At 56.1% G+C, this 25045-nt stretch carries 21 protein-coding genes and 1 tRNA gene; 9 read left to right on the top strand and 13 right to left on the bottom strand.

The features are described from left to right. Positions 1-38: 38 nt before the first annotated feature. Positions 39-128: transfer RNA gene (locus WFN87_RS00640), tRNA-Ser, on the top strand. Between the two features lie 175 nt (positions 129-303). Beyond that, positions 304-639 (top strand): SMR family transporter, encoded by a 336-nt coding sequence (locus tag WFN87_RS00635; protein WP_336981396.1) that lies wholly within the window; start codon positions 304-306, stop codon positions 637-639. 16 nt (positions 640-655) lie between these two features. On the opposite strand, the gene WFN87_RS00630 is transcribed toward WFN87_RS00635, so the two are convergent. The 8 genes from WFN87_RS00630 to WFN87_RS00595 all read right to left on the bottom strand — a co-directional run bounded on the left by WFN87_RS00630 (position 656) and on the right by WFN87_RS00595 (position 8986). After that, on the bottom strand, positions 656-1981 hold the full coding sequence (locus WFN87_RS00630; protein WP_336981718.1) for an HdeD family acid-resistance protein: 1326 nt from the start codon (positions 1979-1981) through the stop codon (positions 656-658). 37 nt (positions 1982-2018) lie between these two features. Further along, on the bottom strand, positions 2019-3287 hold the full coding sequence (locus tag WFN87_RS00625; protein ID WP_336707565.1) for an MASE1 domain-containing protein: 1269 nt from the start codon (positions 3285-3287) through the stop codon (positions 2019-2021). A 114-nt stretch (positions 3288-3401) separates the two neighbouring features. After that, positions 3402-4034, bottom strand: coding sequence for a hypothetical protein (locus WFN87_RS00620; RefSeq protein ID WP_286184347.1), 633 nt, complete (start codon positions 4032-4034; stop codon positions 3402-3404). Between the two features lie 319 nt (positions 4035-4353). After that, positions 4354-5502 (bottom strand): acetylornithine deacetylase, encoded by a 1149-nt coding sequence (gene argE / locus WFN87_RS00615; RefSeq protein WP_336983405.1) that lies wholly within the window; start codon positions 5500-5502, stop codon positions 4354-4356. After that, complete coding sequence (locus tag WFN87_RS00610) at positions 5495-6169, bottom strand: DUF1028 domain-containing protein (protein WP_336983404.1); 675 nt, start codon at positions 6167-6169, stop codon at positions 5495-5497. The genes argE and WFN87_RS00610 overlap by 8 nt, the downstream gene beginning before the upstream one ends. Continuing rightward, positions 6166-6594, bottom strand: coding sequence for a RidA family protein (locus WFN87_RS00605; RefSeq protein WP_008458066.1), 429 nt, complete (start codon positions 6592-6594; stop codon positions 6166-6168). The genes WFN87_RS00610 and WFN87_RS00605 overlap by 4 nt, the downstream gene beginning before the upstream one ends. 26 nt (positions 6595-6620) lie before the next feature. After that, the gene (locus WFN87_RS00600; RefSeq protein WP_336983403.1) at positions 6621-7886 is read right to left on the bottom strand and encodes a flavin-containing monooxygenase; all 1266 of its coding nucleotides are present in this window, start codon (positions 7884-7886) and stop codon (positions 6621-6623) included. A gap of 176 nt (positions 7887-8062) precedes the next feature. Next, a complete protein-coding gene (locus WFN87_RS00595) occupies positions 8063-8986 on the bottom strand; it encodes a LysR substrate-binding domain-containing protein (protein WP_166872829.1) in 924 nt (307 codons plus the stop codon). Between the two features lie 530 nt (positions 8987-9516). Here WFN87_RS00595 and WFN87_RS00590 point away from each other — a divergent pair. Then, positions 9517-10344 (top strand): ABC transporter substrate-binding protein, encoded by an 828-nt coding sequence (locus WFN87_RS00590; protein WP_336983402.1) that lies wholly within the window; start codon positions 9517-9519, stop codon positions 10342-10344. 24 nt (positions 10345-10368) lie between these two features. Next, positions 10369-11901, top strand: coding sequence for an amino acid ABC transporter permease/ATP-binding protein (locus tag WFN87_RS00585; protein ID WP_008458074.1), 1533 nt, complete (start codon positions 10369-10371; stop codon positions 11899-11901). Between the two features lie 44 nt (positions 11902-11945). On the opposite strand, the gene WFN87_RS00580 is transcribed toward WFN87_RS00585, so the two are convergent. The 4 genes from WFN87_RS00580 to mgtA form a co-directional block, all read right to left on the bottom strand. Next, positions 11946-12287 (bottom strand): DUF2493 domain-containing protein, encoded by a 342-nt coding sequence (locus tag WFN87_RS00580; protein WP_008458076.1) that lies wholly within the window; start codon positions 12285-12287, stop codon positions 11946-11948. A gap of 67 nt (positions 12288-12354) precedes the next feature. Continuing rightward, positions 12355-14007, bottom strand: a complete 1653-nt coding sequence (locus WFN87_RS00575) for a Na/Pi cotransporter family protein (protein ID WP_336983401.1) — start codon at positions 14005-14007, stop codon at positions 12355-12357. Positions 14008-14009: 2 nt separating this feature from the next. After that, positions 14010-14246 (bottom strand): hypothetical protein, encoded by a 237-nt coding sequence (locus WFN87_RS00570; protein ID WP_008458080.1) that lies wholly within the window; start codon positions 14244-14246, stop codon positions 14010-14012. Positions 14247-14321: 75 nt separating this feature from the next. Beyond that, positions 14322-17015 (bottom strand): magnesium-translocating P-type ATPase, encoded by a 2694-nt coding sequence (gene mgtA, locus WFN87_RS00565; RefSeq protein WP_166991473.1) that lies wholly within the window; start codon positions 17013-17015, stop codon positions 14322-14324. A gap of 1342 nt (positions 17016-18357) precedes the next feature. Between mgtA and drpB the strand changes: the two genes are divergently transcribed. After that, complete coding sequence (gene drpB / locus WFN87_RS00560) at positions 18358-18630, top strand: cell division protein DrpB (RefSeq protein WP_008458086.1); 273 nt, start codon at positions 18358-18360, stop codon at positions 18628-18630. A gap of 487 nt (positions 18631-19117) precedes the next feature. On the opposite strand, the gene WFN87_RS00555 is transcribed toward drpB, so the two are convergent. Continuing rightward, a complete protein-coding gene (locus WFN87_RS00555; RefSeq protein ID WP_336983400.1) occupies positions 19118-19270 on the bottom strand; it encodes a hypothetical protein in 153 nt (50 codons plus the stop codon). Positions 19271-19349: 79 nt separating this feature from the next. On the opposite strand from WFN87_RS00555, the gene WFN87_RS00550 reads away from it, so the two are divergent. From WFN87_RS00550 to WFN87_RS00535, 4 genes are all read left to right on the top strand, one after another. Further along, the gene (locus WFN87_RS00550) at positions 19350-19664 is read left to right on the top strand and encodes a PTS fructose transporter subunit IIB (protein WP_008458091.1); all 315 of its coding nucleotides are present in this window, start codon (positions 19350-19352) and stop codon (positions 19662-19664) included. Further along, positions 19657-20772: a fructose-specific PTS transporter subunit EIIC gene (locus WFN87_RS00545; RefSeq protein ID WP_166991479.1), complete on the top strand. Its 1116-nt coding sequence runs from the start codon at positions 19657-19659 to the stop codon at positions 20770-20772. Before WFN87_RS00550 ends, WFN87_RS00545 begins: the two co-directional genes overlap by 8 nt. 109 nt (positions 20773-20881) lie before the next feature. Further along, complete coding sequence (locus tag WFN87_RS00540; RefSeq protein WP_336983399.1) at positions 20882-23470, top strand: glycoside hydrolase family 38 C-terminal domain-containing protein; 2589 nt, start codon at positions 20882-20884, stop codon at positions 23468-23470. A 12-nt stretch (positions 23471-23482) separates the two neighbouring features. Further along, positions 23483-25021 (top strand): fructose PTS transporter subunit IIA, encoded by a 1539-nt coding sequence (locus tag WFN87_RS00535; protein WP_336983398.1) that lies wholly within the window; start codon positions 23483-23485, stop codon positions 25019-25021. Positions 25022-25045 lie beyond the last annotated feature (24 nt).

Genomic DNA, 25045 nt, shown 5'->3' with positions numbered 1-25045 from the left:
AATGCCGCATAACCTGGCATGATGGCAACCACCAGAACGGAGAGATGCCGGAGCGGCTGAACGGACCGGTCTCGAAAACCGGAGTAGGGGTAACTCTACCGGGGGTTCAAATCCCCCTCTCTCCGCCAATTATTCAAGCACTTATCGCATTTCATTTCAGTGACCAATCTCTCGCTCCCGCAATACAGGTAACCTTATGTGTGACAGTAACGCCTGGCATCGGCTGCGATTTCCCTGTTGTTGAAATACCGCCGCGCATTAAGTTCTATACTCTCCCGAGGATTTTGTACAACGGGAAAAAATATGCTTAATACTTACGTTATCCTTGCCATCTCTATATGTGCAGAAACGCTGGCGACCACCATGATGAAAGCCTCTGACGGGTTCAGCCGTCTGGTTCCCAGCGTGGTGGTGGTGGTGGGCTACGCAATTTCATTCTATGGCCTCTCCCAAGTGGTGAAGACCATGAATATTGGTATCGCCTATGCGATCTGGGCGGGGATGGGAATCTTCCTGGTTTCGGTGATGTCATTTCTGTTTTATAAACAAAAACTCGATCTTCCGGCTATCTCAGGCATGTTGTTTATTGCCGTGGGCATCATGATTATTCAACTTTTCTCAAAGTCTGTTACCCACTGACCGCCGTTAATAACGGCTATTCCCCGGCCTTACTGTTGTCGCGCCACTTGAAGGTGACGCGCTGATACCATGGCTCGGGGACAGGGTGAACAATGCTGCGTAGTGCTCTGGCGTAATCCATCACCAGCCCCGGAGTCCAGGCCATAGAAGTGGCACGTTTACGCACCTGGGCGGCTATCCAGAGCTCGGGCATCGCGAGCGTTCTGAGTATGGACAACCAGCTTCGCGTATGTTTTGAAAGCACGCCATCCAGCGACGCTTCAAGAGCGTAAGCAACGCTGCTCGAGCAATTACGGTAGGTGAGGTTGTAAGTTTTTGTCAGCCTGTAGGCACTCCAGAAACGCTGTAAGGCTTTGCCATTGTAATGATGGAAATAGATCTTGCGATCTGACTGGCACCACTCTGCGGATTCAGTGGCATAGTCAGGCTGATACGTTCCCGGCACATCATTATCGCGTGTGGCCTTAAGCGTATTCAAAAACTCGGCTGGCGACCTATCAATGTCTTCTGCAGGATAAAGGCTGATGTAAAGATCAGGTGGGACTTCAAGCGCGGCGTGGCCCGTTGATATAACACCTTCGGAGTCTACTGCGGCGATATAGCGGTTGATGACCGGCCGTGGAATTGTTGACGCGCTGGCTGTACCTTCCGGGGTCCAGATATGTACGGTTAGCGGTTCACGAAAATCAACGTTCGCGGGTTCGGCGAGTTTAGGCTTGATATTCGTGCCTTTTTTCACTTCAACACCTATTCCTGCAGGCACTAAAAGGTCGAAGACCGAGATACCTTCTCGCAGCCTTGCAACGCGAAGTGCAAGACGTACGGTATGGATCCCGCTGAAAATCATCAGTGTTCCCAGGAAGAACGATACCGTAGCTTTATAATGTGTAGGCCAGGGGCTGAACATAAAAAAGGCGAACATAATTTGCGCGAAACCGGTGATCAGGGTGCCCTTCCAGTGGGGGAAACGTACAATCCACGCCGAGAAAATAACGAACAGGCCAATGACGAAATAAGCAAAACCAAACACGATGGCCAGCAGCAAATTGCTGTAGGGCTGGTTGGATAAGATAAGCAGCGAGACGAAACAAAAAATCCCCCCCTTAAAGTAAAGCACGGCTTTTTGCGCTCCGACTCCGCCGGAAGCGATGCTCAGCGTTACCAGACTTTCCAGCAGCAAAAGCAGGCCAAAAAAGCGCAACGGGAAATACGTCACGCCGTCCAGACCGTCCAGGAAAATAGCCAGTCCGAGCAGGCTCCAAAGACTCCCCAGCAGGATCAGATATTTAACCCTTGAGCGCATAAAGTCGACGCCGAACAGTAACAACGCAATCTGAATCACAAGTTTGTCTCTCCTTAAAAAGTGCTCACGTCCGTGTTTAGATAGCCAGATCGTAATGGCTGACCTGCCAGTTTCCGACAATAATGCTTGTCCCGCCGTTGGACATAGCAACGCCGCCGCTGTCAACCAGCGTGAGCCATTCATCCTTATTCACCTTGATACGAAATATCAGGGGTTTGCTTTTGTTCGGAACAGGGGAGAGCCAATGCTGCCGAAGTTTTTCCCGATCTGAGGGATGTACCTGCGCCAGGACTCGCTCGATGGTGTCGAACGCCTGGGGCGAAGTTGAACCCAGGAGTGAAGAGAGATCGTTTTCCCAGTTGAAAATACCGGTTTCAGGCTCCAGTCGATAAAGTATGCCATTACCCGCCAGTCGGCCAGTGTCCGGATTGAAACGCGTCGTAGAGCGGCTTAACACTCGCACAAAGACGACCAGTAAGGCGGTCGCAGAGAGATAGCTCAGCGCCAGCAGCAGGGATTCGGTGAAGCTAAGGCCGTGGAGAAAGAAGGGCCCCTGATGCTGGTCGGTAAAGTGGATAACAATCGCCCCCAGTGTCAGCAGGCCAATCGAGCCTCCACGATTCCCCCAGACCAGGGAAAGCATTAGCGTCAGCACAATCGGTAAGCAAGAAAGGGCAAAATAGAGCGCGGCGGCTTCGGTTCTGAGCCAGGTCCCGCTGTAGTCGAAAATAAACACCGTTGCGGCACAAATCAGCAGTAACAGCGCCAGACCTGTCAGACGGGAAGACCAGGTAAGAGCGGCCTGGAGGCCACGCTTATTCACGAAGCCCATGACGACGGTTGTTGCGAAGAAAATCCCGGTCACGTCGGCAACGAATCCATTCCAGATGGTCTTTGTTATCGGCTGGTCGGTGAAATACGCGTAGCCTCCGCCGACGATTAGCGCATCGAACAGGCTGACAATAAAGGTGGCGCAGATCCACAGCAGGATGACGTGCAGGTCGTCATTGGGCCGAGAGAAACGGCGTACCAGCCAGGCAATAAGCACGTTGGCAGGCATCGCCAGCAGCGAATAACCCAGCGTGGTTAAAAAAAGAGGCAGGCTGTGCCAGGCTTCGTCCTGCAGGATGCTTGCTACCGCGAAGATAAGGATAAGAGCAGGGTAGTCACGCCAGCGGGCAGACAATAAAGCCGCTACGGCAACGCCCGATGGGAACCAGACAATCGCTATTGCGGAGTTCGGGTCGTCAAATTTTAGCGAGATAAGTCCGGACAGATAATAGACCAGCCCCCACAAAAGCAGGATAGCGGTTTGCTGCAGCCAGGAAGGGAAATACGTTTTCATTTCTCGTCCATTTTTGATTCAGGAATGCGCGCAGCATTCCGCTGTCGGGCGTTATTTTACGTAAAGGCTAACAACCCTTGGCTGAAAACACAAAATAGGGCCATTTACTAGACTTCAGACTGCATGCCGCGCATCGACTTTCTCTGCTGAGAAAATAGTCCTGACGTTAGCCGCTGAAGGTTGTATTTGCCCTTCATGTTGATGATTGTCTTCTATATCTTGCTCGTGGGTCTGCCCATGCGATCCGGTTTCTGCCACGATGCTTTGCTTATAAAGATCGGGGCGTTCTTCGGCTCCCGGGCATATGCAGTGGGAAGCGGGAGAGGGGATCAAAGCGGTACGCAGAGATTCCCGAAGTTCGCGTTGCACCCATTTCATGGCCTGATTTGGCATCGCTGAGACGGACATTTTCCCTGCCAAAAGACAGGGCTTCACGTTCCAGACCATCAATAAAATATCCTTGCGGGTCCCTGCATCGGTCGAATGATAAATTTTCGCGGATGTCAGGTGCGAGCTGGCCTGATCTTCCCAGCTATAAACCAGCAGGGCAGCAGTATCACTTCGGTCATTCAGCGGCTTTACCGTGGGTTTAAAAATGCCGATGACAATCAGTGCGGCCAGCATACTAAGCAGTAAGCCACTGCACAATAACAGCAGGCGTTGGCTGTTTTTATTAAGTAAAAATAAGCGTGTTTTGAACCCGGACATCCCAACCAACTCCAGGGCTGAATTGGTCGTTTCCAACAAGAAAATGCCCCTCATCCAACCCGAATTTAATAAGCGAAACAGCAAAACCTTTATGTAAAAATTAGATTAATTTATTGTGAATGAAATGCTCTGAAAGCAGAGGGTTATTACTATTAATCCTCCACGATCATCCTCCTTAAGAGTAAATAATGGCTCAACGATAAGGAATAAACCCAGAATTATACTGGTTATTTGCCGCCGTCCTTTCCTTTCCTGGAGTTAATGATTTAAATGGTGATGTATTTAAGTGGGATGTTCTGTTGGTTTGCTGTTGATTGGCATAAATTATCTGTTTTTCCCTGCAGACGCTACGCAGCGATCAAGCGCGCATCCACTGGCGCAGGTTTTCCAGCATCGCCATGCACTTTTGCAGCTGCTCTTCGGCAACAAACTCATCGGGCTTGTGCCCCTGGTCCATGCTACCGGGGCCACAAATCAGCGTGGCAATCCCGGCTTCGTCAAAAAGTCCGCCTTCGGTGCCAAATGCCACGGTGCTGAAATCAGCGCTGTCGCACCACTGCGCCAGCCATCGGGCAAATTCTGACTGGGCATCCGTCAGCAGGCCGGGGTAGTGGCTCAAGGGAGTAAACCGGATGGCGCTTGCCGGGGAGATGTTTTGCATGGCGGGCACCAGTTTTTGCTGCGCATAGCCCTGAATGTCGGCGATCGCCGCCGTGACTTCGACGCCCGGCAGGTAGCGGATCTCAAAATCAAACTGGCATTCCTGCGGCACAATGTTCAGCGCGCTGCCGCCGTGAATGGTGCCAACCTGGAGCGTACTGAACGGGGGATCAAAGCGGGCATCCGTCTTTTGGGTCAGCGCCTCGCGAACTTCTCCCAGTTTGCCGATAAGCCGGGCGGCATATTCAATGGCGTTCACCCCTTCTGGCGCATAGGCAGAATGGCAGGCCAGGCCGTGCACCTCGCAGCGGATGGCAATTTTCCCTTTGTGCCCGTAAACCGGGCGCATTTCGGTTGGCTCTCCAACAATACACAGCGCGGGTTTCTCTTTGGAGGCACGGAGGTGCTCCACCAGGCTGCGCACGCCAAGGCAACCGACCTCTTCGTCGTAGGAGAAGGCGAGGTGCAGCGGTATTTTCAGCGGCTGTGAAAGAAACGCCGGGACGGAGGCCAGCACGCAGGCGATAAAGCCCTTCATGTCCGCTGCCCCGCGCCCATAATAGCGGCCATCCCGGTAAGTCATGTCGAAAGGAGGGACGCTCCACTGTTGCCCGTCCACCGGCACCACGTCGGTATGGCCGGAGAGCATCACACCGCCGCCGCCTGCCGGGCCAAACACCGCATAAAGATTGGCTTTACGCCCGTCCTCACTGTGAAACAGCTCCGCACTGATGCCCCATTCGGCAAGGTAATCGCGAATATCCTCGATCAGCGCCAGGTTCGACTCGCGGCTGGTGGTGTCTCGCGCCAGTAACTTCTGCAATAAAGGAATCAGTTGGCTATTCATCGCCTGGCACACCATAGCTGGGGGCTTCTCGCGGATCGAGTGCACGGATCAGGTAATCCTGCATTTGTGGTTTATAGGCCAGCCAGAGCGAATGCAGCGCGGCAATCGGGTTATCGTCCGCCCAGTCAACGCGCAGGTCGACTACCGGCCAGGCGACGGTGTCCACTACCTTTAATGCGGCCGAGTGTACCGGCCCGGCTTCACCCCCTTTTTCCAGCGCCGCTTCAAGGGCGGTCATTAGCCTGTCAGCCAACGGGCCGGGGCATTGTTCGAAGCGTTCGATCATGGCGTTAATTACTGACGTATCGGCCAGCATATTGCCCGCCGCCACGCAGTTGTCCCCCTCCACGGCGTGGTAAATGCCCAGTGAATTAATGCCACTGTGGCAGGCGGTTTTGCCGTGGCTGTCGATGACCGTCACCTGCCGGTAGTCGCCGTGCAGATGTTCACTGGCGACCAGCTTTAGCGCCTCCTGCGGCGTGGCACCTTCGCCCAGCTTCGACAGCACCATCGGGCCCAGCGCGGGCAGGGTAATATTCTGGCTCGACACCGCGCCGACGCCCGGCACCAGCCACGGGCAGCGAGCGCCGACCGCGATGCTGGACGAGCTAATGGCGATGCCAAGCTGGCCGGTGTCCCGGCAGCGTGCGGCGATGGAAAAGGTCATTTTTCCCCCTGAGTATCGCCCGGGATCACCGCGATAACATCGATTTCCATTAGCCACTGCGGCTGGCCGAGGGCGGAAACCACCAGCCCGGTGGAGATCGGGAAGACGCCTCTCAGCCATTTACCGACTTCCTGATACACCGGTTCGCGGTAGCGCGGGTCGATAATGTAAGTCGTGGTTTTCACTATGTGGGAGAGATCGCTCCCGGCTTCCTCCAGCAGTTGCTTAACGTTTTTCATGGCCTGCTCAGCCTGCGCCTGCGGGTCGCCCAGCCCAATCAAATTCCCTTCAAAATCCGTCCCGACCTGGCCGCGCACATACACGGTATTCCCGGCGCGTACCGCCTGGCAGAGATCGTTGTTCAGCGACTGATTAGGGTAAGTCTCTTTGGTGTTAAACATGCGAATACGGGTATGCGTGGGCATCGGTTAATTCCTTGTTGGCAAAAAGGTTAGCGCTGGGAAGCGTCGAGATAGCGGCTGTACTTGCGCTGGGTTTCAATGTGGTCGGCGACGTATTTCGCGTCATGCCACACGCCCCAGATAAACGTTGAGCCCCGGCGGGAAAGCCACGGCAGGCCGAGAAAATAGACGCCCGGCTCGCTGGACACGCCGCGCTGGTGGCGTGGTTTGCCCTGAGCATCAAAAGCATCCACGTTGAGCCAGCCGTAGTCCGGGGCGTATCCGGTCGCCCAGATAATCGAGGTGATGCCCGCTTCGGCCAGGTTCAATTCCAGCGTGGGCTGGGTGACGCAAAGCGGATCGGCCGGGAAGACTCGGGCCTGCGGCTCTTCAGGCAGATCGATCCCGTTGCGGGTAATCCACGCATCGGCGGCGTCCAGCAGGGCCAGGTAACTTTCATCCCCCTGGCGGATGTTGTGTGCCAGATTATCTTCAAAAAAGACTTTCCCCTCGGCGAAGCGCTGGGTCAGGCCGACGAGGTGAATGCCCTGGTGTGCGAGTGCCCGGAAATCAACGGTGTGGCCGCCGCGAGCGCCACTCACCGCAATGGTGACGTGTTCTTTGCCAGGCTGATTGGCCGCCGCATCCCACAGCCCAAGCACCCCCAGCCACCAGCAGAAGTCCCGGTTGCGGTAGGCGCGGGGAGGGCGGTCGTGGGCACCCACGGAAAGGTAAACCTGCTTGCCCGCACGCTGTAGCTCATCGGCGATTTGTACCCCGGAAGAGCCAGCCCCCACCACAAGCACCGCGCCAGCCGGTAGCTGAGCCGGGTTTTTGTAGGTGGCGGAATGAATCTGGTTTAGCCCGTCATCTGCCGGGGCAATAGCCGGGATGACCGGGCGCTGGAAAGGCCCGGTGGCGGCCACGATATGCTTTGCTTCGACAATACCGTCGCTGGTTTCCACTGTGAAACCCGGCCTGCCATGATGGCGCGTCACGCTTTTCACTTCCACGCCGGTTTTTACCGGCGCTTCAAATTTCCGGGCGTAGTTTTGGAAGTAGTTCGCCACCTCGTCTTTGGGGATAAAACTGTCCGGATCGGCGGCGTCAAATTCAAGGCCAGGAAAGCGGTCGTGCCAGGCCGGGCCGTTGGCAACCAGCGAATCCCAGCGGCCGCTGCGCCAGGCTTCGGCGATGCGGTTTTTCTCCAGCACCAGATGGGGAATACCGAGGCGCGTCAGGTGCTCGCTCATGGCGATCCCGGCCTGGCCGGCACCAATCACAAGGGTATCTGTCTGTATTTTTATTTCGGTCATGTCTGTTTCCTTGATGCTCGGGAAATAAGGTTCAGCGCAGCTTCGCGATGGCACAAGGTTATTAAGCGGCAGACATTCCGTAAAATATTATAAATCTAGGGATAAGGTATAAATAAAGTAGTCTCCATCTATGGGCTATGAATTTCCTGTATTTTAAGACGGTGAAACTCCACTTTTTAATTTTCGCCCAGGGTTTTCGGCATCAGCTCAAAGGTGCGGCAGTAATCCATAAATAAGCGCGTCGGCCGGGTCGGCTCGTTATTGCGTAAATAAGCCATCACCAGCGTAGAGGCCGCCATATCATCAATGATTTCCACCTGCTTAACGCGCTGGCCGTCATAGGTTATGTCGGTGCAGGGGCGGGTGACCAGCACCGAAAATCCCATGCCCTGGCCGACCATGCAGCGCACCATTTCAATCGACGGCGAACTGTAGGCCACCTCCGGGTGCAGGCCTTTGTCGGTGAAAATGTTCATGAAGTAGCTTTTGCTGGGAATAACGTCCAGCAGGATCATCGGTTCGCGGCTGAGTTCTTTGAGCGTGACGGTGGTTTTTTTCGCCAGCGGATGAGCCGCAGGCAGCAGAGCGTAAGGCTTCTGCGGGGCGTTCAGTTTTTCGGTATGCAGCGTGCTCTCTAACTCCAGGTTGTACATAAAGGCGAGGTCGAAGCGCCCGCGGTGCAGCCCGTGGGTCAGTTCATTTTGCTCCCCGTCGTACAGTCGGATGGTTATGTCAGGATAAAGCTTGCGAAACCCGGCGATGAGCCTCGGCAGATAAAGCGGGGCCGCGGACTCGAAGCAGCCGATGGCGATGGTGCCGGAAACCAGGTCGTTATCCGCTTTGGCATTTTGCTCAAACTGGTATGAAAGCCGCAGCAGCTCGCGAGCTTTTTCATAAAACCGCAGCCCGCCGGGCGTGAGCGAAACGCCCTGCGCGTGGTGGCGAATAAAAAACTGCTGCTCAAAAGTGTCTTCCAGGTTTTTGATGGCAATGGAAACGGAAGGCTGGGCGATATGCAGCTGCCTTGAGGCTTCAGCGATGCTCTGCGCCTCCACGACGGTGACAAAGTACTTGAGCTGCTTGAGCGTGAAATGTGTCATGGCGCTAACCCCGCTTTTTTATTGTCAATGCAGCCTTGAAGAGAGCTTCAGGCTATTCAGTCAGTTTGCAGCAAGGCTCATGCCAGGTGTAACAGTGGTGGACACAAACGGTAAAATTATGCCCTGAAAAAATATTTTTATTTTTATTGGCCACGAATTATCCCCAAAAAGTGGCAGACGAAAAATAATCCGCACCTTTTTGGTGCGGGTGAATATTTTGAGCCGCTATTATCTGCCTGAAATATGTCTTTATTGGCTTTTCTTCGGCGAATTAATATCTTGCGCTGCGCTGGTGCAAAAAAATAACCATTGCATTAAAACAATTTTTTATAGAGGTAAGGCATATTTTTCGTCCTTTATCCCGACGCGCTTCTGCTGCAGCATGGCCCCATCGCAAACGCTCATCGAGTGATTATCGTCCTGGCGAATATATTGCAAGGCATTCCCCGGCGCGAAAATCATCCGTTGTTTCAGGTGCCGCCGTTGGGGCATCCATAAAAATGATTAACCACCTGCACTGGAGTCATCGCATGTTTACATCCTCACACAGCAAGGCGTTATTTTCCTGCATGGCGGCGGCGCTGCCTTTACTGCTCAGCGGCGGGGCTCAGGCGGCCGTGATGACCCCCGGTCAGCTTACGGTGGGGAGCGATATTACCTTCCCGCCTTACGAATACCTCGACGGCAAAACCCCGGCGGGTTTCGATATTGAATTTATCAACGGCGTGGCCGAAGCGATGAAGCTGCAGCCCAATTACGTGGATACCCGCTTCACCAGCCTGATCCCCGGCCTGCAGGCGAAACGCTTCGAGCTGATTGCTTCCGCGCTGTTTATCACCCCGGAGCGCCAGAAGGTGATCGACATGGTGCCTTACCTGAAAACCGGCGAGTCGCTGCTGACGCTGAGCAATGCCAGCTTCAAGCCAACCAAGCCGGAAGAGCTTTGCGGGCATAAAGTCGGGTCGATGCAGGGCACTTACTGGCTGGAAAAACTGCGCACGCTGTCGGCGGATTACTGCGTGAAGCAGGGGCTGAAGCCGATTACGGTTAGCGAATTCTCAACTGACCCGCAGACAACCCAGGCGCTGCTTTCCCTCGCGGTTGAAGTGCAGATGACCGATGCCGCCGTGGCAAGTCAGGTGGTGGACAAAATGAAAGGGCGACTGGCGGTGACCTCGACCGACCTGCTGTACCCGGTGCTGGTGGGGCTTGGGGTGAGTAAAACCAACCCGGAGCTGAAAAAAGCGCTGAACGACGGCATTGCAGCCTTTAAAGCGAGCGGCAAGTACTCGGCATTAGTGAAAAAGTATAACCTGGCGGAGCCGTCCGAAGCCGAAATTCAGGCCAGCAGTTTGTAATCATTATCGCCGGGGAGTACAGATATGTCGTTTGACTGGAACTATTTATTCAGCCTGTTTAGCAATGCCGATTTTTGGCAGGCAACCTGGACCGTGATTAAGCTGAGCCTGCTGAGCTGGGTCATCAGCATTGGCTTTGGCTTTCTTCTGGCGCTGGGCAAACAGGCGGCGTCTCCCTGGCTCTCTTTACCGGCGCGGGCCTATATCTGGCTGTTCCGCAGCCTGCCGCTGCTGGTGCTGCTGATTTTTGTCTATAACCTGCCTCAGGCGCTGCCCGGCAGCTCGGCCTTGTTAAGCGACCCGTTCTGGGCCGGGCTTATCGCGCTGGTGCTGAGTGAAACGGCCTATATTGCCGAGATTCACCGTGGTGGCCTGCTGGCTATCCCTCGCGGGCAGCGTGAGGCCGCCCATGCCCTGGGGCTGCGCTACGCCGGCATTCAGTGGCTGGTCATTGTGCCGCAGGCGCTGCGGGTGGCGCTGCCGTCGCTGGCGAACGAATACATCTCCATTGTGAAACTTAGCTCGCTGGTTTCGGTGATTTCACTGACCGAGATCCTGATGGTTGGGCAGCGGCTTTACTCGCAAAACTTCCTGGTGATGGAGACCATGGCGGCGGTGGCTTTCTATTATGTGTTTATCGTGACCGTTTTTGATTTCCTGCTAAAGCTGCTGGAAAAACGGCTGGATGTCACCCAGCGCAAAACCGCACGCCTGCCTGAAGCCGAACTGGAAGCGATGGCGGCGCAGGAAAGCGGGCTGGTTGCTCGCCCGGCTCTGGCAGTGAATGTTCCCGCGCTGCAGGCCCGCAAGCTGCACAAGGCCTACAACAACGTGGAGGTGCTTGGTGCGGTGAACCTGGACATCAAGCCCGGTGAAGTGGTGTCCGTCATTGGTCCGTCAGGTTCCGGCAAAACCACACTGATTCGTCTGCTGAACGGCCTCGAGCAGTTGGATAACGGCGAGATCCTGATCAACGGCCAGCCGTTTATTCGCCTGGAAAAACACGGGGCCCAGAAGCCGCAGTATTTGGAAAACGCCGCGCACCGGCTGAACATCGGCATGGTGTTTCAGGGCTTTAACCTGTTCCCGCACTTAACGGTGATGAAAAACCTGATGCTGGCCCCGCACTACCATCGCCTGGCGACGGATGCAGAGCTGAAGCGCGATGCCTGCGTGTTGCTGCGCAAAGTCGGCATGCTCGAGCACGCCCACAAATACCCACACCAGCTTTCCGGCGGGCAGCAACAAAGGGTGGCGATTGCCCGGGCTTTAATGATGCGTCCTCAAATTATGCTGTTCGATGAGCCTACCTCGGCGTTGGATCCTGAAAAGGTGAATGAGGTGCTGCAGGTGATTGAGAACCTGGCGGAGGAGGGCATCACGATGGTGATTGTCACCCACGAGATGAACTTCGCGTTCAGCGTGTCGGACAGAATTGTGTTTATGGAAAAAGGGCGAGTCGTTTGCGATGACTCTCCTCAGGCGCTGCGCAGCGGAGAGAACCCACGTATTACCGAATTCCTGAAAGACGTAAACCTGGCCCCTGTTACGGCCTAAAAAAACGGGCTGCGGTAACATTATCCTGCCGCAGCCCGGGTGGATTAAATCTCTATTACCTTCACGCCGGAACTGCGCGCCATTCGTACGCACTCCGCCGTATCTTCTCCCCCAGGAAAGGCCAGCAGCACGTCGGGGCGGCTGTCCTCCAGCATAAACAGATTACGGCGGGTTTCCGCGTATTTGCCGTGCAGCGCCCAGTTGGCCGGGTAGCGAATGACGTGCACGTCGGTGCCGCGTGCCCAGGTTTCAATGGCGCCGCCGAGCGACTGATGTCCCCCGTGGATCAGCACATTCATTGTCTGCGTGCTGGCATATAAATCCAGCACGCGGGTGAGGGTATGGGTGTCGGCATAAAACCGACCTGCGCAAATTAAAACTCTCACTTTTCTGTACCTTAACGTTGCTTTCCTTGAAAAGATGCTTCGTCCACCTTGCGGCGGTTATTGTTTTTTAAGCGTCCGGCGGCGATTCGATAAAGCGCAGCGACTTATCGCCCAGACGGTCAATCACCGGGTAGGCCACGGCCGCGATGTGGTGATGTACGCGGCGGTAGTCCCGCAGCACTCGCTGGAAAATGTCGCCGGATTCCGCCCAGGCATTTTTGTCCTCTCGCAGTTTTGTGAAGTGCTCGCGGCTGGCGGAAGCCTCGAGCTGACGAATGGTTTCCTTGCGCTGCACCAGCTGATGGGCAGCGGATAAATCTTCACGCATAAACGCGGCGATGCCGAGGCGCAGGCTGGTGAGGGTCTCCGCGTGCAGCAGGCGAATATTGTGTAATTCAAAGTCGCTGAACAGTTCGCCACGGCGAGCGCGGCGCGTAGCTAACTGGGTCAGGTTGCTGGAAAGAATGTCCCCAGCATGCTCGAAGTTGATGATGAACATCAGGATCTCCTGGGCGCGATCGGCATCCGCGTCATTCAGCCCGTCATGGCTGATATCGGCCAGGTAAGCACGCACCGCCGCGCTGAGCAGATCCACCGACTGATCAAGTTGGCGAATCTCATCGGCGGCCTGCTTTTCCTGGGTGACAAACAACACCAGCAGGCGGTCCAGCATGATGGTCAGCATGTCGGCTGCGCGCAGCGATTCACGGACTGAATTAGACAGGCCGATGTAAGCCACTTCGAGGCCGGCATCGTCCAGATACATCGGCATCCCAGGGTCGCCCACGCGCTCTTCTTCCGGGAACAAACGCTCCAGGAAACGAGCCATCGGCGCGGTCAGACCGATAAACAACAGCGCAAGCACGGCGCTAAAGGCCGTGTGGAACCACACCACCAGCTGCGGCGTGCTCAACCCGGACTTCTGCGCAAGATCCGTCAGCAGCGGAAGCATTAAGAGCGCCAGCGCGCAGCCGACCAGGCGAACAATCAGGTTGCCAACCGGCAGGCGACGAGCCACGGCGGAGCCCGCGTTCAGCACCGGCGGCAACGCCCCACCAATATTGGCTCCCATCACCAGGATCAGCGCTGTTTCTGGCCCCATCGCGCCGGTGGCCGCGAGGGAAGCGATCAGCAAAATGATCGCCACGCTGGAGTGGCACAGCAGCGTCAGGATCGCGGCCACCAGCAGGGCGATTAAGATATCGCCCTGCAGCCCCTGCATCACGGCGTGAAACACCGGCGTGACTTCGATTTCCGCCAGTGTGCCGCTCAGTAAATGCAGGGCAAGCAGCATCAGGCCGAGGCCAATCAGGGCGCAGCCCACGCTCTCAAAGTTGGAATGGTCGCGCAGCTTGAAGACCACAAACCCGGCCAGCAGAAGCAGCGGGATGGCCATTTCCATGTCGAAGCTCATCAGCTGCACCACCAGCGTAGAGCCGATATTAGCGCCGAGCATCACCGCCAGGGCTGGGGCAAGGCTCAGCGTCCCTGCGGCGGTGAACGACGTCGCCATCATGCTTACCGCGGTGCTGCTTTGCAGAACGCCGGTAATGCCGATCCCGGCGAGCAGGGCCGTCCAGCGGCTGGTGAGGTGGCGTCCCATCCAGTTGCGCAGCGGCGTGCCGAAGCCGCGCTGCAGCGCAGTTGAAATCATATGGCTGCCCCAGAGCAGCAAAGCGATGGCGCCAGCCAGGTTAATTAACAGAGTAGTTCCGGACATAATCAATTCCCCCTCTTCAGGGCGGGTGGTGTAACAAAACGCAGTAACCTGATCGAAAAACGATGTATGGCGCTGGCGAGGTTTAGTAACGCTTTCGCGTGTCGATAGTTGATTTTCCCTCCGGCGAACCAGGCCAGGGCGTGGACGCGAAGGGTGCGGGTTATTTTCATTAAAAATAAGACAACCAGTGCGATGGTCTTATTTTTAATCAGGAAAATAATGGAATGTTGCTTTTCCATAATGCTTTCCAGCTTGTGTTACTTGCCTGAAAGGTGCCGCCGAAGCGGCACTTTTTTACCTTACTTAACGCAGCGTTAGTGCCACTGCTTGAAGCGACGCATGTAGAACGTTTTCATGCCCTGAGCCACGCAGCAGTAGGCGAGCAGGGTAGCCACCAGCCACGGGAAGTACTGCCACGGCAGCGCCTGCAGCCCAACCAACGGCCCGAGCGGAGAGAACGGTACGTAAATCCCAATCGCCATAATCAGCCCGGTCATCATGAGTACCGGCCAGGCGGCAGTGCTCTGAATGAACGGAATTTTCTGGGTACGCAGCATGTGCACCACCAGCGTCTGCGACAGCAGGCCTTCAACGAACCAGCCGGACTGGAACAGGGTCTGCATGTGCTCGCTGTTGGCGCTGAACACAAACCACATCAGCGCGAAGGTGGTCATGTCAAAAATGGACGACGTCGGGCCAATCCAGACCATGAAGCGGCCAATGTTTTTGGCATCCCACTTGCGCGGCTTGCTCAGGAACTCTTTGTCCGTTTTGTCCCACGGCAGCGCGAGCTGGGAAATGTCGTACATCAGGTTTTGCAGCAGCAGCTGGATCGCAAGCATCGGCAGGAACGGGATGAATGCGCTGGCGACCAGCACCGAGAACACGTTGCCGAAGTTGGAGCTGGCGGTCATGTTCAGGTACTTCATGATGTTGCCAAAAGTCTCGCGGCCTTTGATCACGCCTTCTTCCAGCACCATCAGGCTCTTTTCCAGCAGGATGATGTCGGCGGATTCCTTGGCAATATCGGTGCCGCTGTCGACCGAGATACCGACGTCGGCATCACGCAGGGCTGGGGCGTCGTTAATCCCGTCGCCCAGGAAGCCCACGGTATGGCCGTTGGCCTGCAGCGCCTTCAGCACGCGAGACTTCTGCAGCGGCGTCAGCTTGGCAAACACGGTGCGCTCTTCCACCAGCTGTTGGAGGGAGGCGTCGCTCAGTTGCTCAATCTGCGGGCCGAGTACCGGCTCACCCGGCTCCAGCCCGACCTGGCGGCAGATGCGGGTGGTGACGATGGCGTTATCGCCGGTCAGCACTTTCACCGCTACGCCAATGTCCATCAGAGCAGCAATTGCCGGGCCTGCACTCTCTTTCGGTGGATCGAGGAAGGTGAGGAAACCTCGGATAATCAGGTCGTGCTCATCGTCGGTGCCGTACTGTTTTTTCGCCTCGGCTTTAGGAATATCGCGAGTGGCCACCACCAGGACGCGGAAACCGTCTTTGTTGTAGTCATTGGTCATTGCCAGCATGGCGTCACGGCGCTGATTATCCAGCGCGACTACCTTGCCGTTCTCTTCCATGTGGGTGGCAATGCTCAGCATCTCTTCCACGGCGCCTTTGCACACCAGCAGGTGATTGCTCTGGCTGTCCTTCACCACAATCGACAGGCGGCGGCGGACGAAATCAAACGGCATCTCGTCGACTTTGCTGTAGCCCTGCGGTTTGACGAAGTTTGGCTCATTGTCAGAGAAGTAAATGACTGCCTGATCCATCAGGTTTTTGATGCCGCTTTGGTGGTAGCTGTTCAGCCAGGCCAGCCCCAGCACGGACTCGTTTTTCTGGCCGTTGGTGCCCACGTGATGCTCGAGGATGATCTTATCCTGCGTCAGCGTCCCGGTTTTGTCGGTGCACAGCACGTCCATTGCGCCCAGGTTCTGGATAGCGTTCAGGCGCTTAACCACCACTTTACGCTTCGCCATAGCCACCGCGCCTTTGGCGAGGTTGGCGCTGACGATCATCGGCAGCATTTCAGGCGTTAACCCTACGGCTACCGCCAGTGCAAACAGCAGGGCATCCCACCATTCGCCTTTCAGCAGGCCGTTAATCAGGAACACCACAGGCACCATCACCAGCATAAAGCGGATCAGCAGCCAGCTGACGCTGTTCACGCCGCGGTCGAAGGCCGTTTGTGCGCGGCTGCCGACAATCGCTTTAGCCAGCGAGCCAAAGTAAGTCCGTGGCCCGGTTGCGACCACCACCGCCTGCGCGGTACCGCTGACCACGTTGGTGCCCATAAAGCAGATGTTCGGGATATCCAGCAGGTTTTCGCTGTCGATCGCCTTATCGTGCGCGGACTTTTGCGCCACGTCGCCCAGGGTGTCGTATTTCTCAATCGGCAGCGCTTCGCCGGTCAGCACGGCCTGGCTGATAAACAGATCCCGGGACTCAATGAGGCGCACGTCTGCCGGGATCATATCCCCCGCATAGAGCTGCACGATGTCGCCCACGACCAGTTCGCGCATCGGGATCTCGCGCGGGGTTCCTTTTTGCCCTGCGTGTTCACGACGCACAACCGTGGCGGTGGTGCGAACCATCGCTTTCAGCGCCTCGGCAGACTTCGCCGAGCGGTGTTCCTGCCAGAAACGCACCAGGCCGCTGAGTGCTACCATGGTGCCGATGATAATCACCGTCGTCAGGTCACCGTCTTCGCCGTGGCTGGTGGGCAGCCAGTAATCGGTAAAGAAGCTGATCCCGGCGAGAATGCCGAGCACGTAGATAAACGGGTTATTGAATGCCATCAGCAGCTGAACCAGCGCGTGAGGCGGTTTGTCATGGGCAACCTCGTTCAGGCCATCCCGCTCCAGCCGGGCGCTGGCGTGGGCTTCCTGCAGCCCTTCCCGGGTGGTGTTCAGGTTGACCAGGGTTTCTGCGATGCCGTTTTTGGCTTCCTGGGCGGCACGCATAGACAGCGTGCTTTTTTTATTACGGTTCTTGGTTTGTACAGTCATGGTGGTGCTCCTGTCGCCGGACGGCAGCAGACTCTTTAAGGTAAACGCCAGATTAAGGGCGACCGAAAATAGCCCGATGCCGCATGAGCGATCGGTTTTAAATTAATTTCGCACAGGGTTTCTCACTATTTATTTATTAAAAATAAACAGGTGAGAAATTTATATTTTCTTTTCTCGGGACGTGTTTATTCCTGCTGAGAAATATGCCAGAAGGCATCAGCGAATAAACAGGTACCAGCAGTGACGTAACTCAGCGAGGCGCACGGAAGCGGGCTGCGGCATAGCGCGCAGACGAACCTACGGCGTAACGGCTGAATCAGGCTACGAAGGGTCGACTTTGAGGGTCTTCGCCATCAGAGAAGCTGCAACGACGCTCCAGCTGGCCGGTGACAGGACTGACACGCCAGTTAGTGATGCGTTGATTCAACTCGCTGATTTTCGAAGAGAAAATTGAGTTTGACTGTTTTTTGCGTGCGGACAACACCCGATCGCGGGGCGGCCGGACACGCAGCGTTGATGTCACTGTTTTGACACCAGGAAAAAGGGTAGATTTGAAGTTCATAACACACCTCGGGACCGTGAAAACCCTGGTCGAGGTGGGACAACACGAGAGCATCAGGCTCCGGCGAGACACACCAAAACGAAGAAGTGATCACAATCGATTTCATGTTTACTTTCCCGAACCGCCATTAAGGCCATGTTCGGGCAGCTACTAAATTCAGTATCCATTAGTCTCTTATGTCAGGTTAGGAAAGGCCGCAACTTCGGCCCGTGAAATCTACCCATGGGCAGTACTATTGTCAACCCGCGAGTGGAAATTAAATGTGTTCGTTTATATTTCAGTGAGGGAATATTGAGGGAGGAGAATAAAGGGTATTTTTTATCTCACTCCCTAGTTGTGTTTTTTTCTAACTTGTAAACGGCCTGGGGATCGCCGTCATTCCCTGATACCCGGTGTTCTCGTTACTGACCCTAACCCTCTCCCTGGAAGGGAGAGGGAACAAATTGAACACTCCAGAAAGGGAGAGGGAACAGATTACGTATTGTTCTGACCTGCAGTTTTCTCCCTCGCCCCTTTGGGGAGAGGGCTGAGGTGAGGGGAGGATTTGTGCCCGATTCTTGTTTAGACGAGAGATATCGTCACCATTAATATTTTCCTTAAACTAAATCAAAACTTGCGGGCAAAGCCGGTTTTTGCCCCTCGCGCTTTGATTTGAAACAAAATTTAACGCTTATAGCGGTTCATCTGCTTCGTTAGTGTGATAAAAATCACATTAAGACAGCGGGGGAACTGCCGTCGACAACCCGTTTTTGTTTCAGTTGAATAGTTAGGTCGAACGTTATGGATGCGAAACCAACTCGCAGCCCCGGCGGCAAAATTGCGCTGTGGCTGTTCTATGCTTTTTGTTTGTACATCGTTTGGGCGATGGTGCGTTATTTTTGGGTCGTCAGTGGGGTAACCAGCGGCGATTTAGGCACCTTTAGCGGTAAACTCCTCGGGGCGCTGATGGGGTTGCTGGTGTTAGGTTCCGTCGCGGCGGTGCTGGGCTGGATAGCATGGTACACAAGGCCGCGTGCTTATCCTGTTCGCGCCAGAGAAAACCGGCTGCGTTGAAACCAGATTGCCCGATGAGCCACCTGCTTTTGCGTGGCTCAGGCTGTATACCTTCCCGCTGTAAAACTTCCGCTGAAGCCAGCCTATTTATTTCATGCTCTTTCCCGGCATCATTTAATTTTTCTCTGCGCTGCAATACTATTTATTCCTCATTAAAAAGAGGGTTTATCGTATTTATATAACTGTGCGTAAAGTCACGTTTGTTATTTTTCGAACTGTCTACACTGCGGGAAGATTTATGGGGAAAACTATGCACATTCATATTGTTCGAATCATAACGTTTGTTCGCACTATGTTGCCGATGTTCGGCAGCAGGGCGCGCGTTTGGTTGAATAATAGCTGCTGGTTTAATAGCGTGAGCGAACTGGAAAAAGACGACGCCGTTTATTCTGATTCGCTGGATAATGTTTGTGCCGTAAATTGGTTCCGGCTCTGGTGCAGCGCCGGCGTTCTATATCATTCACTTCGCTATTCGCATTCTCCGTCCTTAAAAAAGGAACATACCGCTGTGCGTCCGCGCCGTCTGGCCGTTCGCAAACGCTATGAACTTTCGTTCCTGTGCCGTATTTCCAGCCTGCATCAGCTGATGATGTGTCTTCACGCCGGCGGTGATGCCGGAGACGCCGCGATGCTGGCCCATGTTCGCCCCCAAAGCACAATGCGCTTTTCAGCCATTGTGCTTTTTTTATTGCCTTTCTTCAGCCAGATAAGGAGTTGTTATGTATATCGTTTGTGTTGCAGCTTGCCCTACGGGCATCGCCCATACCTACATGGCTGCGGAGGCCCTGGCCCTGGTGGGTCAGCAGCGTGGGCATGAAGTGAAAGTCGAAACGCAGGGCAGCATGGGCGTTGAAAACGAAATTACCGCCGACGATCTTGCCCGGGCCAATGCGGTGATTCTCGCGGCGGATGTGGCGATTACCGGCAAAGAACGTTTTGACGGCATGATGAAACTGGAGTGCAGCGTGGCCGATCCTATCAAGTTTGGCGAGGCCGTGTTTGAGGCGATAGAGGCGGAGATAGCACATGGCTAAATTCAGGGCTGAGGCGGGGATGTCGACCGGCAAAGAGGTCAAAAATGCCATCATGACCGGGGTGTCATGGATGCTGCCGTTTGTCATTGCCGGGGCGGTGATCATGGGCATCGCGCGCATCGGTGCTTCGCTCTACGGCATCGAAAATATCTGGGATGCCAGCCACGCTCAGGCGGCGAGCATCATTGTGCAGATGCTGCATAAATTCGACGGATTTGGTGGCCTGGCGCTGTCGCTGATGCTGCCGGTGGTCGCCGGGTATATCAGCTTTGCCATCGCCAATAAGCCGGGGCTGGCGCCGGGGATGGTGGGCGGCTTACTGGCCAGCAGCCTGGGAACCGGGTTTCTTGGGGCGCTCGCCGCCGGTTTTGTTGCGGGATACATCGTGCGGGCGCTGGCAACCTGGGTCAAACTGCCTGCTGCGCTGGCCTCGGCTGGCCCTATTTTTATCCTGCCCGTAGGCGGCACGCTGCTGACCTGCATGGTGATGGCTTTTATTATCGGTGGCCCGCTGGCGGCGCTGAATCACGGGATGGAAACCTGGCTGCTGGCGATGTCCGGGACGAACAAAATCATTCTGGCAGCCGTCGTGGGCGGGATGGTGGGCTTTGACCTGGGTGGTCCGGTGAATAAGGCGGCGGTAACCACCGCCATGGCGCTGCTGGCTTCCGGGATTTACGACCCCAACACCGCCGCGCAGGTAGCGATTATCGTCCCGCCGATTGGCCTCGGGGTTGCAACGCTCATCTGGGCTAAGCGCTTCCCGGCTTCGCTGCGCGAGGCGGGCAAGGCTTCGACGCTGATGGGCCTGATTGGCGTATCTGAAGGGGCGATTCCTTTCGCGCTGGCAAACCCCAAAATTATCGTCATCAATGTGGTTGGCTCAGCCACCGGGGCCGCGCTGGCCGTCGGGCTGGGTGCGGTAAACCATGCGCCGATTTCGGGTTTTTACGGCTGGCTGGCGGTAGATAAATGGCCCATTTATGTGCTGTCTATTGCTGTCGGTGCGGGGATTATTGCCGTGGGATCGTTATTAGTGTTTCGGGGTGAAACCGTCGTTGAAAATAAACCTTCGGCTGCCGTGCCTAAATTTAAAGTAGGGCGCTAGCCGCCCGGTTCATTTATTTCAGGCCGTATGGGCTGCGTTTTTACGGTATTTCATGCCGGGGATGACTACGCCTTAAATGTGCCTCATCAGCCGCTAATAAGGTGACATTATGAAGACTGTGCATTTAATTCAGCACACGCACTGGGACAGAGAGTGGTATTTCACCGAGAACGACTCAAAAATCGTGCTCTATTATTTTATGCGGGATTTAATCACCCGGCTGGAACAGGACGAAGCGCTGGGGCCGTTTATTCTGGATGGCCAAACGGTGATGCTGGAGGATTTTTTACAGGTGGCGCCAGAGCACCTGGCTCGTCTGAAAAAATTGATTGCCGACGGGCGGATACTGATTGGCCCGTGGTACACCCAAAGTGACTTCCTGGTGGTGGGCGCGGAGTCGATAACCCGCAATTTGCTGCTTGGGCTGGCGGACTGTAAAACCTGGGGGAGCTACATGCCGGTGGGCTATGTGCCAGACTCTTTCGGGCAAAGCGCACAGTTGCCGATGTTTCTAAGCGAGTTCGCCATTGACAGCGCAGTGCTCTGGCGCGGGTGGTGCGAGCATGATGTGCCGACCAGCGAATTTTGCTGGCAGGCGCAGGGCGGGCAGCAGGTGCTCACCGCCGTGCTTCCCTGGGGTTACGGCTGCGCGAAGTGGCTGCCTACGGCATCGCAGGAACTGGCTGAAAAATTACCGCCGATCCTGGAAAAACAGGGGCGTTTTTCCGCCACGAATCACCTTCTGCTCCCCAACGGCAACGATCAGTCGCCGTTCGAATATGCGGTGCCTGGGGCGCTGGAAAAACTGAATGCCAGCCAGAGCGAATACCATTTCAGGCGCAGTAGCTTCAGCGATTTCTTCGCCGCGCTGCGGGACGACGAGCACACCCTGCCTGTTTTGCGCGGCGAGCTTCTCAGCCCCAAATACATGCGTATTCATCGCGGTATTTTCTCTACCCGAATGGACATTAAGCAGCTTAATGCCTCGCTGGAACAGTTTGTCAGCCAGACGCTGGAGCCCTTGCTGGCGCTCAACTGGCGGCTCGGGCTGCCTTATCCGCAGCAGGCGGTGGAGCACATCTGGCGGGAAGCGATGCAATCTCACGCCCACGACAGCATCGGCGGCTGTAATTCAGACCGCGTTAACCAGATGGTTAAGGGGCGTTTGCAGTCCGGCAAAGAGAGTGCCGGGCAGCTGTTTGAGCTGAACATGAAAATGCTTGTGGAAGGGATTACCGCGAGCCAGCAGGGTAAAAAAATCGTGGTCTTTAACCCGCTACCCGCGCGGCGCGATACGCAGGTGAGCCTCACGCTTTATACCCCGGAAGAGGACTTCCGCATCGTGGATAGCGAGGGCGATCCGTGCCGCTGGCAACTGCTGCACGAAGAGCTTCAGGACATGTCGCTGGTGGTGCAGGAGCTTTCCAACAGCACCACAACCACCAGGTATCGTAAATGCCATATTTTGCTGGAGGCGAAGGCGCTGCCGGCCTGTGGCTACACGACCTTTTACCTGCAGGAAGGGGAAGCCGCCGGGTTTGATAAATCGGCCGGGGAGATTGACTGCCTGGAAAACGCCTGGCTGCGGCTGGAGCATAAAGCCGGAGAGCTTACGCTGACTGATAAACGCACGGGCGAAGTCTACCCGCACATCCTTCGGCTGGTCGATGGCGAAGACGCGGGGGACAACTATAACTATTCGCCGCCGACGGTTGACTGGAAGATTAACAGCGAAGGCTGCCTGCAGCAGGCCAAGCTGATGCGCGGCGTGCTCAAAGACACCCTGCAGCTAACGCTGCACATTCCTGCCCCGGCTGATGCCGATGCACGCGAGGCCAGGCGGTTTGATGCCAGGCTGGACGCGGTAATGACCATCTCCCTGCCGCATGAAAGCGCCTGGCTGGATGTTGTCGTTGACGTTAACAACACGCTGCGTGACCACCGTTTGCAGATTGAACTGCCCACCGGTTTATATCAGTCGACCCATTTTGCCGATCAGCCTTTTGGCCTGATAGAACGTGATAATGTCCCTCGTGCGCTTGAGATCTGGCAGCAGGAAAACTGGGCGGAAGCGCCTGCCTCACTGTGGCCGATGCAGAGCCTGGTGATGATGCACCACGCGCGGCGCGGCGTCTGCGTGGTGACCGCCGGGCTGCGGGAGTACGAAATTCCTGTCGGGCAGCCTGATACGCTGGCGATTACCTTGTTCCGCAGCGTGGGCTGGCTCGGACGGCCCGCGCTGGAATGGCGGCCTGGACGGGCATCTGGCATGGTGCTGCCTGCTCCTGACTCGCAAATACCCGGTCATCACGCGTTTCACCTGGCCGTCATGCCGATGGATAACGGGCAAAGCCCTGCGTTCTGGCAGGCCGTCGAGCAGTGGCGTACCCCGGCTTCGGGCTACCTGGATTCTGGCTGGTCGCGTTTTCGCACCAACCCCCACGGGAAATCCTTCCCGCCGCACTTCAGCGTCTTGAGCTGGGAAAGCCCCCTGCATTTCAGCACCCTGAAAAAAGCGCAAAACGAAGAGGCGTTAGTGCTCAGGGGCTGGAACCCAGGCCTGACGCCGCTCAAAAACGTTCCTCCGACAGCAAACTGCACGCTGGAGCAGGTCACGCTAGCGGAAATTCCGGCCACGCCAACGGGCGCTGTCGAAGCAAGTACGCCGGTTTCCTGGCTCATTCGCTCATTTGAATAAGGCGCAATCCCTATGCAGACATTGTTATTTCGTTGCCCGCTGGTGAATGGACTTCACGCCAGGCCCGCAAGCGCGCTTGAGCGGCAGGCTTCACGCTTTGTTTCCTCGGTGACGCTAGTGAACCAGACTAAGTCGCGCCAGGGGGATGCCAAGAGCGTCCTGGCGCTGGTGGGGGCAGATGTTGCCGCTGGCGATGAATGCCAGCTGCTGATTGAAGGCCCGGACGAGCAGGCGGCCTGGCAGGCGCTCGGCCATTTTATTGGGCATGAGTTCGCGCAGTGTGATTCGCCGCTGGCCGCTGCCGTTGACGAAGAGCAACCGCTGCCGGTGTTCCTTTCCCGAAGTGCATCCCCTGTTTGGCAAGGGAAGGGCGTTAGTCCGGGGGCGGCGCTGGCAAAGGCCGTTTTTGTTGAGCAGATCGATCTCCACGCGCTGGCGCTGCGGCACGATGAAGAACCTTTTCCTCTGCAGCAACAGCGACTGATTGTCGCCCTGCAGGCTGCGCGGATGCGTTTACGGGACGATATCAGCCAGCAGGCGGATGAAGCGGCGCAGATTCTGGATGCGCAAAGTCAGCTGCTGGAGGATGAAACCGTTGAAGAGTGCCTGCTGGACGAGCATGACGCCCGCAATACGCTGGCCGCGTTGGCAAAAGCGCTGGACGTACTGCGGGAGCCTTTCCGGCAAAGCGACAGCGAATATCTCCGCCAGCGGGAGTTGGATGTTTTTGACCTGGGGCTGAGGATTGCGGCCGAACTGACCGGCAATCCGTGGCTGGGGCTGCCGCAACTGGATGAAGACGCGCTGGTGATTGGTGATGGCGTGCTGACGCCGGGCCAGTTGCTCATGCTGCAAGGGCCATTTCTGCGGGGGATTGTGATGCCGACAGGCGGCGAAACGTCCCATACCGCAATACTCGCCCGAGCGTTTGTGACGCCGCTATTGTGCCTGGCCTCGACGAAGCCGCTCTTTGCCGCAGGAGCAGGGGCATACTTGCTGAGCGCCGGACACGGGTTTGTGCTGGCGGCACCCGATGAGGTGGCGCAGCGCTGGTACGCGCTGGAATGCAAAAAGTATGCTGCTGAACCCGTAAGCGAGGAAGCGGACATGTTCAGCCCGGCGCTGGTGTTTCTGGATGAAAAGCTTCATGACAAGCATGAGGTGATTAAACGGCTGACGGATAACCTTGACGTTCAGGGGCGGGCGCTTTCTGCGACGCTCGCCGAGCAGGCCATCTGGCAGCGTGAAGCGGTCTTTACCACCGCGCTGGGCTTTTCCATCGCCATTCCGCACTGTAAGTCTGCCGCGATCTCCCGCAGCAGTATTTCCGTCCTGCGGCTGGCAGAACCGCTGGATTGGGGAGACGGCGTGGCGGTGCGGCTGGTGATTATGCTGACGCTCAGCGAGCAGGAGCAGGCGCAGCATATGCGGATATTCTCAGTTTTAGCCCGACGGCTGATGCATGAATCCTTCCGAGAGAGGCTGCTGGCCGCGGCAACGGCGCAGGCCGTAGTGGATGTGTTCCGCGAGGAAGTCATAATCTTGTCATAAATCTGGTTATACTCAGACTGGCGC

The sequence above is a fragment of the Cedecea sp. AS113 genome (assembly GCF_037152415.1).
GTDB lineage: Bacteria > Pseudomonadota > Gammaproteobacteria > Enterobacterales > Enterobacteriaceae > Cedecea.
The sequence above is the reverse complement of the archived record's forward strand: the minus strand, read 5'-3'. Positions and strand labels throughout refer to the sequence as shown.